The following is a 13986-nucleotide window of genomic DNA, read 5'->3' on the forward strand; positions in this document are numbered from 1 at the left end:
GCAGGGACAATACGATCTGACCGAAGCCGCCGTCCATCATCCAGACTTATTTCGCGATTGTGCGGGCGAACGGAAACCTAGCCGAGCTGCGCCACGTACCCAAGCTGCTTCGCTAGGCTAAGCTCTTGGCACATGAACCACAGATCGGTGATTTTTCCCTCGTCGTCGAAATGTAGAACGCCGATTTCATCCCACTCGACCCGGTTACCCGTAGCCGGTGCCCCAGCAAACGTCCCGGTGTGCAAAGCGGTCATGTGGAATTGAAGCACTACGGTATTGCCATCTCCGACGATATCCACCGTCTTCGAGGTCTGGTCAGTCAGGGCAGCTGAAAGCACCTTCCAACCCGCCTCCAGCCACTCGACAAAGTTCCCCTGCTGCGGAATACTGTCGCCAGTGAGTGCGTACAGGTCGGTGAATCCTGCTCTCCTGATTGGCGCGTCTGCGGTGACCAGCGAGCGGATCTGATCGAAGTTGCCGTTGGGCATCGCATCCTCCAACAACAGCTTCGCGGTGGCGATGTTGCGCTTAGAATTGGCCCCAGTCATGTGATGGGTGTCCTTTCAAATCGGTTTCGGTTGGCCCCTCGACGTATTGTCACGCTTCGGAGACGTGTGCCGGGGGTCCTTCCAGTCTTGCAGTGCCCATGGTCTCCAAAGGCACTAGCGCTGGCCCTTCTCAACCTAGGTCCGGCTGGACTACCCTGACGACAATCCTTCCGATTACGCACTGGAATACTGCGTGATACACAACACCGAGCTGGCGCATCGAATCGTCCGCCCGCGCAACTGGTCGGCGGTCGGGGCCCGAGGTATTTTTCCACCGAGCGGGTAGCGCTGAAATGAACTCGAATTCGTCCGAGACGTTGGTCTAATCCTGCCCGACCCGTTGGGACATATCCATTGTCCTAGCTCCTGCGGGCCCGCTCGGCCTCGTCCTTCTCACGAGCGATGCGGTTCAACGTTCTGACGCTCATTACTTATGACTTTGGTATCGGTGGACGTCCAACTGGCGAGCAGGCCGAGGGTTTGTTCGGATTTCGAGCCGGGTTTTGCGGTGTAGAGGCATATGCTTTGGTCCGAGTCAGCTGGAAGAGTCAGCGTCTCGTGATACAACGTAAGTTCACCCACCACAGCGTGTCGGAAGCGCTGAGAGCCATGCGCGCACTGGTCAACCTGGTAATTCGACCACTTGGCGTGAAGTTCCGGGGCCTTAATGCTTAGTTCGCCGATCAACTCATTGAGCTTGGGATCATCAGGGTGGCCGGCTGCGGCCAATCGGAGGTTGGCGATAATGATACCTGCGACCTCCTCCCAGTCTGTGTACAGGCTCCGCGCCTCTGGCTCCAGGAGGATGTAGCGGGCCAGATTGCGCGATCGGTACGGCAATCTATTGAAATCGGTGATGAGCCCACGGGCCAGGCGGTTGGCGGCCAGGACATCTTGGCGGTGATTCAGGACTATAGCCGGTGAAGTGTTATTGAGCACCTCCAGCATGCGGTGGATTTCCGGCCGCACCTGCTGGTGGTTGGAGAGCTGCGTCACTGACCGGTCTTTGGGGGGCCGCGCGAGATCAAGAAGGTATCCTCTCTCCACCTCATCAAGGCGCAAAGCGCGTGAAATAGCAGCCAAGACTGACTCGGAGACCTTGGGATGCCGACCCTGTTCGAGCCGCGCGTAGTAGTCGGCGCTGACTCCCGCCAGCAGGGCGACCTCCTCACGGCGAAGGCCTGGCACTCTTCGGGCATTCACGCTGGGGCTCAGACCCACATCACCCGGATCCAAGCTGGCCCGCCGGGAACGCAAGAACTGACCCAGCTCGGTATTGTGATCCATCCGCCCATTCTCCCAGCGTATGGGTGGCACTTCCAGCGCGAAGGAGGACCAGTTGGACCTAGGTTCAGCCGGGCGAGTGCCAGCGCATACTCGGACCAGATTCCCTGAAACACTAGATATGGTGCGAGGTGAAGGGCTCATCCGGGTCCATGGGACGCCCACTGCGGGCCCCGGCGAGGCGGGACCTCATCGGGGCGGTCCCGACGAGGGGGCGGCCACCTCGACGACTGGAATGCACGAGACTATCGCCCCTCCCCGCGGGACCGTAGCGTCACGCCATTTTTCTCTTGTGAATCGAAAGGACGGAAAACAATGAAAGCAATTGTCACCGAATTGTTTGGGCACCCTCCGGAAATGGCTGTACGGGAGCGTCCAAAGCCCACAACCATCCGCGAAGGTCATACCCTTGTGCGGATGCACGCCGCAACGATAAACCAGCTATCGAATACCATCCGTTTGGGCGACATCATCGAACAAGACGGTCCCATCGTCCTCGGAAACGAAGGATCCGGGGTCGTTGAGGAAAGCAACGCCTTTCTCCCCGGTACCCGTGTTGCGATCTACGGGGGCGGAGACCTCGGGATCACCTCCGATGGCACGTACCAGGAGTGGATCGTCGTCGAAGACAGGCGGCTGCTACGACTGCCGGAGACGGTCAGCCTGGACGAAGGCGCCGCGTTGACTGTCAATTACCTGACTGCATATGGAGCACTCACTTCCGCAGCTGAAATCAAAACGGGCGAGCTTGTGCTTGTTTCCGGTGCCACAGGCGGAGTCGGACACGCCCTCATGCAGACCGCTACGGCGCTCGGAGCACATCCCATCGCAGTAGTCTCGTCGGCGTCCAAGGCCGCCCGAGCAAGGCTGGCCGGGGCAACTGCGGTAATCGACCTGTCTTCTCAGGATCTCCCCGAGGAAGTCGAGCGGCTAACTGGCGGTAAGGGTGTAGCGCTCGCGCTTGACCCTGTCGGAGGGGATTACGTGGGCCAGTTCATGAGCGTCCTTCGCCCTGGCGGAACCCTGGTGTCCATCGGTTTCACTGGAGGAAAGACTCCTCGGGTTGACCTCGTCGACATCGTTTCGCAGGAGAAGGGAATCCGGGGGTATGCGTTGCACAGGGAGAGTCAAGACGTGACAGCCATGAACTTGATCGCGATTTCTGACCTGGCAGCTCAAGGACATCTGAAACCAGTCATCGACAGTCGAATTGGTCTCGATGACTTCGAACGCGGATACGAGCGGCTCATGTCACGGCAAGCGGTCGGATCGATCCTCCTGACCTTGTAGAAGCGGTTTTGGCAGAAGTCATGCTGTGACTCATGTCTATAGCGTCAGGACAGGCCCCGCAGAGACAAGGACACTTTCGATCAATCACACGGTACCGGCGCGAGCCCCAACGAACATAACAACGTGGGCCCCCGCCGCCGTCGGGAGTGACTATCCGTGAAGCGCCGGACGCACTGAGAGTCGCATGTCCGGTGCGGAGGGCGGGCCGGGGCAACAGACCGGGAGCAATCCCGGCAGCGTGCCCCGGCCCGCCCCTACATCCATGAAAAGCACAGCCGCTTTGGCCATAGACAGGTTGGTCAAACGGACCACGCGCTTCATCGTCCTTGTGCATCTTGCAGGAAATCGCGGTGCTGAGAGTCTACGCGGTCGGCTGGCGGAAACGACGCGCGGCAGCCCGGCCCGACTGCGTGGTTCCCTCACCAGGGCTCAGGACTGAAATGGCTTCGAGCACCGTCATCTGGATGACGCTGCTGGAGGGCCTGGCGCCCGGCAAAACTGTTGCGGGGCGCCTTGCTTCTGCGAAGTCGTTTTTTCTTGGACGAGTCCCCTCGGTCAGTCTCCTGAAATCCTACCCCTGAGATTCATGAGTCTATTTAATGCATTGGGCGAGAATCGCAGACGCAATTTCAGTCTCGACTCCAGTCGCCTGGGCGGCTCTTAGCGCGGCCTCTGCTTCTGCCTCGACGCTGACATCCTGGCGGGAGAAGTGCAGCGGAAGCTCTGCGCGCAAAATGAGACCCTCGATGGCGTCAGCAAGGTCCGAACCCGAGGCAGCGAAGTTCGTGGTCTTGGCAAGCTCGTCGAGGCGTGAGCGAGCCAGATCGTCTGATGAATGAAAGTAGCGGATGACCTTGGGCAGGATGACACATGAGGCCACTCCGTGTGGGATCCCGTTTTGGGCGCCTATCATCCGACTTAAGGCATGGCTGATGCCGCCGGCCGCCACCAGTGGCGAAGTGAAGCTCTTCCACGCTCCAACGAAGCAGGCAAGGCGTTCTTCGTGACCATCTGTTCCTTCCGCGGCACGTGGAAGGAAAGTGAATAGGTCATTTACCGCTGACACGGCGAGTGTCCGAGAGAGCGGGTTGGTCTCATCGCTAAGGATTGCCTCGATCGCATGGTCGATGGCTCGTATGCCTGTAGAAATCCACAATTGGGTGGGAGTTTCTTCTGCAATCTGCGGGTCATAGAAGACGGCACGTGCCGTCATGGTTGAATTGTGAATTCCGGTCTTGCGGCCAGTCTCCGAATCTGTGTATCCCGCGCCACCGTAGAGCTCCGCTGCGGACAGCGTGGTAGGGATGGCATACAGGGGAAGCGCTTCTCGTTCGGAAGGTGTTCGAAGCAGCGCAGCAAATTCCGCTGGCGAGATCTCGTCCTCGATCGCCTCGAATCTGGCACCATAAGCACTCAGCTTTGCAGCATCCACGGCGCTACCGCCCCCAATCGAGACAACGGCCTCCGCGCCGGAACGCCGGATGTCGCGGGCGGCTGCAAGAACTTTCGCGATTGGAACGTGGCTGCTGACGATAGACACACCGGACCGTCCGAGCCGGTCTGAGTCCTCCACGAGTCGACGATAGACATTGCCGGCCGCTACTGACTGGGTCGTGATCAGATGAACGTCGGCAATTGTTGCCGTCTCAAGGACGTCATCAAGACGCCAAGCTGAGCCGGAACCAAAATAGATGGTTAGCGGGTTTACATATTCAAATTTTCCGTACAAGTTTGTCGGTTCCTAACTGTGTAGAGTCAAAAATCTTCTGCCATGTGGCGGGCTTGGCGCTGGCCGTCTTGGTTCCCGGTCGTACGAGATGAAACAGTGAAGAACGTGGCGTTGCGGATCGCCGTGTAAGAATGCAATGGACAATCAAGTTTCCCAGCGTTCAGCATCGTCGACCGATAACTACTCCGTAGGGTCCCGGGTGCGGGTAACGGAGATGAAACGGTCGATGACATTCTCAAGAACCTGGGCCGTGTCACGATCGAGTGGAGAGCCGTAGCCACCGCCGCTAGACGTAAGCGCAGCTAGCGCTTCGCCGGGCGCGATCTGAGTTGCCGCAACAGCCTCATGCACTTAGTACAGCGACCCGCAGGAGGAGGATTGTATCAACCAGGCGAATTCGTCCCAGATGGCGGTCGAGTCGCATGATTGAGGTGTAGCACCCGTATCCGTCGTATGTGACGGGCGCTGTCCACAGCAGATGATCGTTCAAGTTCGGTACTTTGATCACCTTGGACCAAAAGCAGGAAGAAATTACAAAGGTCGATGGCTCTGCACCGGTAAGACCAAAGTCGGTCAGAAAACTTGGACGCTCAGAGGTAGGGCCTCGGTCCAAGCTGGAGCACTCCTTGGTGTAGTGGTCGTAGAACCAGTCGCGGGGTCATGCACGGCTTGGGGCTCTCATGAAATGCCAAACTGTCAGCCAAGGGATGCTCGATAGTTGCGGGTGGATAGGAAGCCGCAGGGTATGCCTGTGGGTTGGGGAAGGACAGGCCTTCCCCAACCCACAGGTACCCGCGGCCTCTGAGGTTAAGCCGGGAACTCGATCTTGGCCAGTAGTTCCTGGAGTGCCAAGACCTGACGGGGGATGTACTCGGCAACGGTGAGCCCGACGACGTCTGCGGTCCCGTGAAGCGCGCCGATCGTCTTGATCACTGAGTCCCGCGTCAAACCCTGAGGCTCCATGCCTAGGCCAAAGACTATGTCGTCACTGTCGATCACGTCGACGTCAAGGTGGATCGCGACCTTAGAGCAGCCGGTGGCTTTAAGCCAAGTGATCAGGCTCTCCGGGCCCTGGTTCAACACTGCCGGGGCGAACGTCGTCAGGCCCCAGGCTTGCACGTTTGGCAGCTCGTCATCAGCCCAGGCGTGCAATCCGGCCAGAGCCACCCGAGAAGGGTGGATTGTGGCGGGGAGCGCATCGAGCACCTCGGGGTCGCCGTGGCCGATTAGATGCGAAATCGCCATGGCGTGGTAGCCGTCGTATTTGCTCTCCGGCAGAGTGCAGTCGGGGTGGGCGTCGAGCCAGACCACCGCAAGGTCGTCTCCATACTTCTCGGCCAGATGGCTGAACGGGGCGACGCTGACCGAGCATTCACCGCCAAGCGTGGTGACTCTCGTCGGATCGGTCGCCCTTAGGATGCCAAGCGCGGCCCGGAGCTGGCCGATCACAGCCTCTCGCGCATAGACCCCCCTCTCCGTGCCCAATGTGGGAGAGTAATTGCCGACCGGGACCACTTCCGTCCGCTGGCCATTCGCTGGCACCAGGAGGTCCAGTATGTGCGTACCCAAGGAGTAACCAGTTTGGGCAAGGGGAAGCGGCAGCTCCGGTGCAAGAGCCCCGACCACGTCAGGTGCGGCACCCTGCCACTGAGGCCAAAGGAGGCGCAGTGTCGAGGTTCCGGTCTCGGTACTCAGGTCGTCGTTCATGCTGAGGCGGTTCCTTCCAACTGAGTGGGTGAGAGGGCAGTCTCACCGTTGATCTGGCCGAGCGTGTTCAGTGGCGCGGCGCGGACTGCGTCGAACTCGAGGGACAAGTCGCGCCTGCGCATCATCAGAAAGTAGGAGCCCGAGGAGACGGCGAGCCCTATAGCGAAGGCGATGTCGGCTCCACCGAGTGCGGATGCCACAGGGCCGGTGAAGATAGCAGTGCTGAAGAACGGGATCATTGCGATGAAGCCGAGTCCATAGCTAATCATCCCTGTGGCGCCCCATCGTCCGTAAATTCCGCCATCGGACCGCAGGATGTCCGTGATCGAGTACATACCTCGCCTGACGATGTAGTAGTCGGTGAGGTTCACAGCGGTCCACGGTATGAGGAAGTACCCGAGGATGCTCAGGAATGCGCTGAAGGCACCGAGGAAGTCGCTCGGGAGCATCAGCGTGCCCGCCACAACCACAACGCCGGCCGCCAGGATGGTCACCGCCCGAAGAGATCCCGTGGATCGGAGTGTCCGGAACGCCTCGGCTGCGCTAAGAAGAGAGACGCTGCCGCTGTAGAAGGTCAGTGAACAGGTGATGAGGCACGAAATGACCGCGACCGCCATCGACCAATTGCCCAGGCCGAACCCAAATGAATTGCCCATGTCGCGCACCGCCGCGATGAGATCTGTCCCAGTCGGGGATGCAATGGCGAGCGCGGCGCCCAGGACTTCGAGCCACACGGCGGAGACCATGGTCCCACCGAACACAGCGGCGGAGACGGCGCGGCCGCTGGTCTTCCAAGGCAGGTAACGCGTGTAATCCGAAACGATGGGCGCAATGGCGATCTGGTACGTTGCCGCAGCACCGAACTGAGCGAGAAACGCGACGGGCGCGAAGGCGCTATGGGCGAGCATCGAACCGATCGGCAGCACCACTGCGGCTGCGATGGTGAGCAGCACGAGGTTAACGAGGGTGATGTACGAGGCGATCTTTTCGACTCGCAGCAGCAGCTTGTACCCAACGATGGCGAGGACGACGGCGACCGCACCGATGACGACGTCGTATGTCCCTGTCTGATCGACGGTGATGTCAGTAAGGGAAGACGACGCGGTCTGGATGAGGAATATCGCGAAGCCGAACTGAACGATCGTGACGGCGGCTAGTGGGAGGACTGCCCCGCGGGAGCCAAACTGCACTCTGGACTGGATCATTTGCGGCAGACCCATATGCGGTCCCTGGGCGCCGTGGAAGGCTTGAAAGAGGGTGCCGAAGATGCTCCCGAGGACCAAGGCCAGAATTGTCCAGGAGAGGCCCAGCCCCATTGCTGGTCCGACGGCTCCTGTGAAGAGGGTGATAAGGGTCGCGTTGACCATGAACCAGAACTGGACCTGAGTGCGCACGGTTCCGTGGCGCTCTGATTCAGGGACATAGTCGAACGAGCGTGACTCGACGATGGGGTCGCGTTGCTGCATGGGAATCTCCCGTTGATGAAAGCGTTGGGTTACTGAGTTGGGTTACTGAGTACAGAAATGCTATTCGGGTTCGAGCTCTCCGGCTCGGCGAAATCTGCACGGTGTTGTCGGCAATTTGCGCAAGCACCGTTCGCTGGCAATGATCCCGAAACATATCCTTAACATCTCTCTGAACCGACTCTCGTACAATAGAAGAGTGTTGGAATACGATGTCCAGTCTGCGGACGCATGGGAGGCCCTCTGCATTGAGCGGTTCCAGCTGTGCCGCGTCGATTGGGCCGCGTCGTCGTTTGTAGCCAATCTCCAGACGACTGCTAGCATCCCGCAACTCTCCCTCCACGTGCTAACGGCGGATCCTTTCGGTGTCTCTCGAACACCTATCGATGTGCGCCAGCACGATTCAGACGACCTCATGTTGGTCATTCACGACCTGGGTAGCCCTGGCCAGGTTGAGCATCGGGACACACGTTCCGAACTCCGACCCGGTGACGCCGTCCTCATTGACACCCGTCGGCCCTACACTTTTGACTACACGACACCAATTCAGCAGACTGTGCTCAAGCTAAATCGCTCGAGCGCCGGAAGGCTGGACGCTGCCGTCGGGCGCGTCATTCACTCCGCCGAAGGGCCGCTAGGCCGGGTGTTTAGAAAGATCCTCGATGAACTAGTGGACTTGTCGAGCACCTCGCGCCTCCAAGCGGAACCTTCGGGCCCCGCTGCCGGAAGAGGCGTCCCGACGGGAGGTAACGGAATAGAAGCTGCCTCGCTGGCAGCAGCCGCCGTCGACATTCTCGCCGCGATCTATAACGCCGATCCGTCGCTCAACAACAGACTCCTGGGACGTGAGGCGCTGATGAAAACGGCGAAGGACTTCGTCCGGTCAAGGTTCCGGGACCCTCAGCTCAGTCCTGCCCTGATCGCCCAGTACCTGCGCATCTCTCCCCGCCTCGTGGCGCAGGTTTTCGCTGACTCAGGGACGTCGCCGGCGGCGTTCATCAGGGAGGAGAGGGTGCAGGAGGCCGCTGGACTGCTTCGATCTCCCGCCCACCGCGACGCCGCCATTTTCGATATCGGCTTGCGGGTCGGTTTTGCTGACGCTACGACCTTCACAAGGGCATTCAAACGTGTGTATGGCACGGCCCCGTCGGAGTTCCGCGCACAAGAGGCCGCTGGTTTCCCGGGTCGATAGTAAAAACCTTGACGATCTAATCGGGTGGGCATAGTCTCCTAACGAACAACTCATCGCGGAGGAACCTCGTCGTCCTCCGCCAGGTCGAATGGAGAACCGATGTCCGAACTGACAGGCAAGGTCGCTGTTGTCACAGGAGCCGCTCAGGGGATCGGCCGTGGGATCGCGATGGTGCTCGCGAAGCGAGGTGCCGCAGTCGTGGTTACCGACCTTGACGGAAACCAAGCCAAGCTCGCCGCGGATGAGATTATCGCCGCGGGTGGCACAGCTGTCGCCCTCCAGCATGACGTTTCTGACCTCGCAGCCGCCGAAAAAGTCATCTCGCAAGCCCGGCTGAAGCTAGGCGCGTTCGACATATGGGTGAATAACGCCGGAGTCTCGATGCAGAAGCCTTACGACCAAGTAACCGAGCGAGACTGGGACTTCATCAACGATATCAACGCCAAGTCGACGTTCTTCGCTGCACAGGCGGCCGGACGAGAGCTGGCAAAGCAGGGTGACGGCCGGATTATCAATATTGCTTCTTTCTGTGGCAAACAGGCCATCGACGAATACGCACCATACAATGCATCGAAGTTCGCCGCGATCGCCATCACCCAGACACTCGCGCTCGAATTGGGACCCTCGGGCGTCACCGTCAATGCGGTGTGCCCTGGCATAGTGAAGACCCGGATGTGGGACGGTCTGGATCCGGCGCAGTGGACTAAACAAGAGGCGAAGATTCCACTGCGTCGAGGCCAAACGCCCGAGGACATTGGCGAAGCCGTCGCATTCCTCGCGTCAGACCGGGCCAAGAACATCACCGGGGCCAGCATTCCGGTCACCGGCGGACTTTCGATCTGGTGAATGCAATGAGCGTACTCTTCGAGCCCCTCACGATCAGGGGTATGACGACCAGCAATCGAATCGCCATGTCTCCGATGCTCATGTACATGGCGGAAGAGGACGGAATCGCCCGCGATCTCCACCTCGTGCACTACGGCGCGCGCATCCTTGGCGGAGTAGGCCTTGTGATGACCGAGGTTATTGCCGTCACACCCGAGGGTCGGATTAGTTCGTCCGATCTCGGGCTCTGGGAGGATGCTCAGATTGCCGGGCTCGCACGCATCGTGGATTTCGCCCACGAGCACGGGGCCGTCATGGGCGCGCAACTCGCCCACGCTGGGCGGAAGTCAAAGTCGCAGGAGCGGGGACTCGCACCATCGGCCGTGGCCTACGAGGGGCTTCCTGTGCCAAAGGAATTATCCGGGTCGGAAATCGATAGCACAGTCGCCGCTTACGGCGAAGCTGCCGCGCGGGCCGTGTCCGCGGGTTTCGATTGCATTGAGTTGCACGTCGCGCACGGATACCTCCTCCACGAATTCCTCTCGCCGCTCACGAATCAACGTTCGGACGACTACGGGGGGTCAATGGAGAATCGGGCCCGAATTGTGCGGCGCGTGGTGGCCGAAATTCGCGGCGCGGTGCCCGATTCGGTTCCTCTCTTCGTGCGGCTTTCCGCCGAAGACCTGGCCGACGGCGGACTCACGCGCGAGGAGTCGACGTGGCTCGCTTCCCAGCTCGCTTCCGAAGGCGTGGATCTATTCGATGTGTCGAGTGGCAACGTCGTTCCCGGCTATGCCGCCCCGGTCTACCCAGGCTACCAGGCGAACTATGCCCTCGACCTGAAGGCGCAGCTCGGGGTCAAGACCGCGGCCATGGGGTCGATCAGCAGCCCCGAGCTCGCGGAATATCTCGTGTCGAGCCGGTCGGCGGACCTCGTCTTCATCGGGCGGGCGTTGCTAAGAGATCCGAACTGGGCGCTCAAAGCAGCGCGACATGCCGGCGTCGAGCCCCATCTTGCGATTCCCGCGTACGCGCGGGCGACAGGACCATACGAGCGAGGTTTCTGACAACACGATCAGGTCAGAGTGGAACCAATGGGGCTTGGGGCGATCGGGGGCTCCGTGCTTCTGTTTCGCCGACGGCACATTAGCGCACGCTGTCAAGCGCTTCGCGTCCATAGACGCGGGCCTCGTTGGGCGCTACGCCGAATTGCCTCCGGAATGCGCGGCTTAAGGTCGGATAGTTAGTGAACCCCCAGCGTGATGCTATCTGGGACGCCGTCAAGCTTTGCATGCTGGGATTCGTGAGGTCATCGAAAATCCGCTGAAGTCTCGCCTGGCGAATATATGCCCCTGGAGTCGACTCCGGACCGAAAAGAGTCGCCAGATGCCGGGGAGAAATGTGATGGGACTTGGCAACTGACTCAACGCTAAGCCCGGGATTTTCAAGATGGCCCTGGATATATTCCTTGACTAGCCGTCGTTGAGCCTCATGCGAGGCGGAGGCAACGGTCAAAGAGAGGGTACCTAGACGTCCGAGAGCACCCCTGAGAAGGTCGAACGCGGCTGCAGCCAGTCCTTCGGCTTCCTCTGGGGCGATATCGGTGACAACGAGATCTCTGGCGAGGGAGGAGAGGCTTCTGATAGCCAACGAATCGGCCGGAAGAAGCTTGGTGCGGACCTCGCTGACCTTCGCGCCGCCAGCACGGAGGGAGGCTTCGGGGAGCAGAAGTACCAACTGGTGTGAGCCTCGGGTCATCTTGATCTCATACGGCGCGTTCGGGTCCGCGATTGCTCCTGAGCCATTCTCGAGGACCACCTGGCGATCCAACTGGCGAATCACAGCCTTGCCACTCTGCTGGAGAACAACTAATACATGATCTGAGGGCTGAGTTCTGACGAGATGTTCAGTCCTTTTGAGATGGTTCGACTCAACATCGATTTCCGAGATGCGCATGCCGCGTGGCAGATCGACGGTACTGATTGAGGCTTTGAAGTCTGGCCGCGCGGCATTCATCAGCAGCGGGAAGTGTGACTCGCTGATGCGGCGCTCCCAAGCCTCGACGCTGCGGAACTGCGCGGAATCCATTTTGGAATTCTACCGCGGTGTCAACGCACGCGGCACGATCACGATGGATGAAGGTGCCGGGGTCCAATTTCTGCAGCATTCTTGCCATTCCTTGCACTAAAGCCCAAGACAAGATTCGGCCCCTCCACACTTGAGCTATAGGTTCTCCCATCCACTCGCTTCTCCCATCCACTCAGTTCGGAAGTCCGGCCATGAACAAAGTCGTCATGATCATCCCCAGCGCTCCTTGCACGGCGCGAGTGCACTTCGAAGCCGCGTACGAGAGCGTGTTCGCCACACTCGTGTCGTGCCTTCCCGGCTTGTTGCACGCTGAGCTGGAGTGTCAATGGCTTGATGGCGAGGAAATCGCCAGGGGCTCCTGCACACTCTCGTTCCCAGGCGAGGAAGAGAAGCAATTCGCGCTCTCTTCAATGGAGTGGATAGAACTCATCGATGAAACGACTGATGTGCTCGACTGGGAATCGGTCGAGATCCAGTCGACGGACGACGATGCAAAAATCTCGCGGTCAGAGCTTATTGCGTCCTAACCTTAGTCTCTATGGCTTACCCAGTCAGATTGCGCGGATTGCCCCAGCTTCCCCAGCAATTCGATGAGCGTTTCAAGATCGTGCCGAGTCAGGTTCTGCGCCCACTTCTGCTCCTGGGCGTTGTTTGCCTGGAGGGCATCCTCCAGCGTCGCACGCCCCCGTGGCGTGAGGGACAAGAGTATCTTGCGTTTGTCTTGGGTGTCGGAGGTCCGCTGGAGCAGCCCAAGGCCGTCCAGCGTATTTGTCAGGCTAGACACCGCGGCCCGGCTCATACCGGTCTGAGTGGCGGCTGCTCTTGATTCCATCTCGCCACCGACCCAGATGGTAAATAGTAGCCGGAAGGAGGGCCAGCTGAGACCCCTGGGCCGGTGCACGCTCGATTCAAGATCGTAGGTGACCACGTTGGCCAGTCGGTGCAGGAGCAGCACGAGATGCATCGCTTCGGCGTCGGTGGAGGGAAAGCGCTCCTTCGTGCGCCGGACGGCGATATCGGTCATCGAGAGCGAATTGAGAGCTTCCGTTCCCGTTGTTTCCGTCATGGGGAAACCTTAGCACCGACGGGGCTAAGCAACCGGTGAACTCTATGACGACCTGGACTCGACTCTTTCGTCCGGTTGTTTCTCCTGGATTGGCGCGACGTACGCCCTCGCGGCCGAGGACAATCCAATGAGGCGTCGCCGGGAACCGCTCCCGACGGCACCTCGTTCTATGCTACTCACGGCATGGGGTTGCTAAGTGGGGTCAGCCGTCGAGCCATGTCGTGTCCTGAGTGTTGAGTTCGTAGCCGGGATCCGGGGCCGGGGTCCCGACAAGCGGATCAATGCGTGTGCGCACGAGCCGCGAAAATGAAATGCGCCAACCTGCGGGGGTCCTGAGGTACTCCTCCTCGTAGAGGCCGTAACCGCGGATGCCATACATTCCCTCGATCGGCACATTCTTGTAGACGCGGCTGTCGGGTTCCCAGGTGACGTAGTCGCTCATCGTCCACACGGCGCGAACCGTGTTGGCGTCGACCATGCGGAGTCGTGGCATCGTTCCCCGGTGTTCGCTGTGGGTGTCGTTAAGAAATGCCGACAGCGCGGAGACAAAGTCGGCCGTCGTGCCCGAACTGTCGAACGCAAATCCTCCAAAATGGGCGTCATCAGTAAATAATTCCGGCAATTGATCCCACCGCTTGTCATCCACGTATCGGAAGTACCGCGCCTTAAGGTCGGTGATCGCCAACACGTCATCGGTGGTCAGTCTGTGGGTCATGGTTTCTGCTCCTCTGTGCTTTCATTTGAATGGTCGGCCACCACCGTCGCCGAAGCCTCCTGGGCGAACAGGCGCACCT

The 13986-nt window shown here is 59.8% G+C and carries 13 protein-coding genes; 5 read left to right on the forward strand and 8 right to left on the reverse strand.

Annotation, left to right across the window (positions count from 1 at the left end; all coding sequences use genetic code 11):
• Positions 1 to 77: 77 nt before the first annotated feature.
• Together ACSKT0_RS08910 and ACSKT0_RS08915 are read right to left on the reverse strand one after the other, a co-directional pair.
• Positions 78 to 548, reverse strand: coding sequence for an ester cyclase (locus tag ACSKT0_RS08910; protein WP_437773395.1), 471 nt, complete (start codon positions 546 to 548; stop codon positions 78 to 80).
• A gap of 393 nt (positions 549 to 941) precedes the next feature.
• Positions 942 to 1835, reverse strand: coding sequence for a helix-turn-helix transcriptional regulator (locus tag ACSKT0_RS08915; protein WP_437773396.1), 894 nt, complete (start codon positions 1833 to 1835; stop codon positions 942 to 944).
• Positions 1836 to 2147: 312 nt separating this feature from the next.
• Between ACSKT0_RS08915 and ACSKT0_RS08920 the strand changes: the two genes are divergently transcribed.
• Positions 2148 to 3122 (forward strand): quinone oxidoreductase family protein, encoded by a 975-nt coding sequence (locus ACSKT0_RS08920; protein ID WP_437773397.1) that lies wholly within the window; start codon positions 2148 to 2150, stop codon positions 3120 to 3122.
• Between the two features lie 592 nt (positions 3123 to 3714).
• Here the strand turns inward: ACSKT0_RS08920 and ACSKT0_RS08925 are convergent.
• From ACSKT0_RS08925 to ACSKT0_RS08935, 3 genes are all read right to left on the reverse strand, one after another.
• Entirely contained in the window at positions 3715 to 4851 is a 1137-nt protein-coding gene (locus ACSKT0_RS08925; RefSeq protein WP_437773398.1) for an iron-containing alcohol dehydrogenase, read from the reverse strand.
• 807 nt (positions 4852 to 5658) lie between these two features.
• The gene (locus tag ACSKT0_RS08930) at positions 5659 to 6558 is read right to left on the reverse strand and encodes an arginase family protein (protein ID WP_437773399.1); all 900 of its coding nucleotides are present in this window, start codon (positions 6556 to 6558) and stop codon (positions 5659 to 5661) included.
• On the reverse strand, positions 6555 to 8024 hold the full coding sequence (locus ACSKT0_RS08935) for a purine-cytosine permease family protein (RefSeq protein WP_437773400.1): 1470 nt from the start codon (positions 8022 to 8024) through the stop codon (positions 6555 to 6557). Before ACSKT0_RS08935 ends, ACSKT0_RS08930 begins: the two co-directional genes overlap by 4 nt.
• Before the next feature lie 196 nt (positions 8025 to 8220).
• On the opposite strand from ACSKT0_RS08935, the gene ACSKT0_RS08940 reads away from it, so the two are divergent.
• The 3 genes from ACSKT0_RS08940 to ACSKT0_RS08950 all read left to right on the forward strand — a co-directional run bounded on the left by ACSKT0_RS08940 (position 8221) and on the right by ACSKT0_RS08950 (position 11105).
• A complete protein-coding gene (locus ACSKT0_RS08940; RefSeq protein WP_437773401.1) occupies positions 8221 to 9213 on the forward strand; it encodes a helix-turn-helix domain-containing protein in 993 nt (330 codons plus the stop codon).
• A 99-nt stretch (positions 9214 to 9312) separates the two neighbouring features.
• Positions 9313 to 10059 (forward strand): SDR family NAD(P)-dependent oxidoreductase, encoded by a 747-nt coding sequence (locus ACSKT0_RS08945; RefSeq protein WP_437773402.1) that lies wholly within the window; start codon positions 9313 to 9315, stop codon positions 10057 to 10059.
• Between the two features lie 41 nt (positions 10060 to 10100).
• Complete coding sequence (locus ACSKT0_RS08950; RefSeq protein ID WP_437773403.1) at positions 10101 to 11105, forward strand: oxidoreductase; 1005 nt, start codon at positions 10101 to 10103, stop codon at positions 11103 to 11105.
• Between the two features lie 79 nt (positions 11106 to 11184).
• Here ACSKT0_RS08950 and ACSKT0_RS08955 read toward each other — a convergent pair whose 3' ends face one another.
• The gene (locus ACSKT0_RS08955; protein ID WP_437773404.1) at positions 11185 to 12126 is read right to left on the reverse strand and encodes a helix-turn-helix domain-containing protein; all 942 of its coding nucleotides are present in this window, start codon (positions 12124 to 12126) and stop codon (positions 11185 to 11187) included.
• Between the two features lie 206 nt (positions 12127 to 12332).
• Here ACSKT0_RS08955 and ACSKT0_RS08960 point away from each other — a divergent pair, with 206 nt between their 5' ends.
• Positions 12333 to 12653, forward strand: coding sequence for a hypothetical protein (locus tag ACSKT0_RS08960; RefSeq protein WP_437773405.1), 321 nt, complete (start codon positions 12333 to 12335; stop codon positions 12651 to 12653).
• Positions 12654 to 12655: 2 nt separating this feature from the next.
• Here ACSKT0_RS08960 and ACSKT0_RS08965 read toward each other — a convergent pair whose 3' ends face one another.
• Both ACSKT0_RS08965 and ACSKT0_RS08970 read right to left on the reverse strand, forming a co-directional pair.
• Positions 12656 to 13192 carry a MarR family winged helix-turn-helix transcriptional regulator gene (locus ACSKT0_RS08965; protein ID WP_437773406.1) on the reverse strand — a complete coding sequence of 179 codons (537 nt, stop codon included), beginning with the start codon at positions 13190 to 13192 and terminating at the stop codon, positions 12656 to 12658.
• Between the two features lie 202 nt (positions 13193 to 13394).
• The gene (locus ACSKT0_RS08970) at positions 13395 to 13907 is read right to left on the reverse strand and encodes a nuclear transport factor 2 family protein (RefSeq protein ID WP_437773407.1); all 513 of its coding nucleotides are present in this window, start codon (positions 13905 to 13907) and stop codon (positions 13395 to 13397) included.
• Positions 13908 to 13986 lie beyond the last annotated feature (79 nt).

It is taken from the genome of Arthrobacter sp. KNU40, assembly GCF_051515115.1.
Taxonomy (GTDB): Bacteria; Actinomycetota; Actinomycetes; order Actinomycetales; family Micrococcaceae; genus Arthrobacter.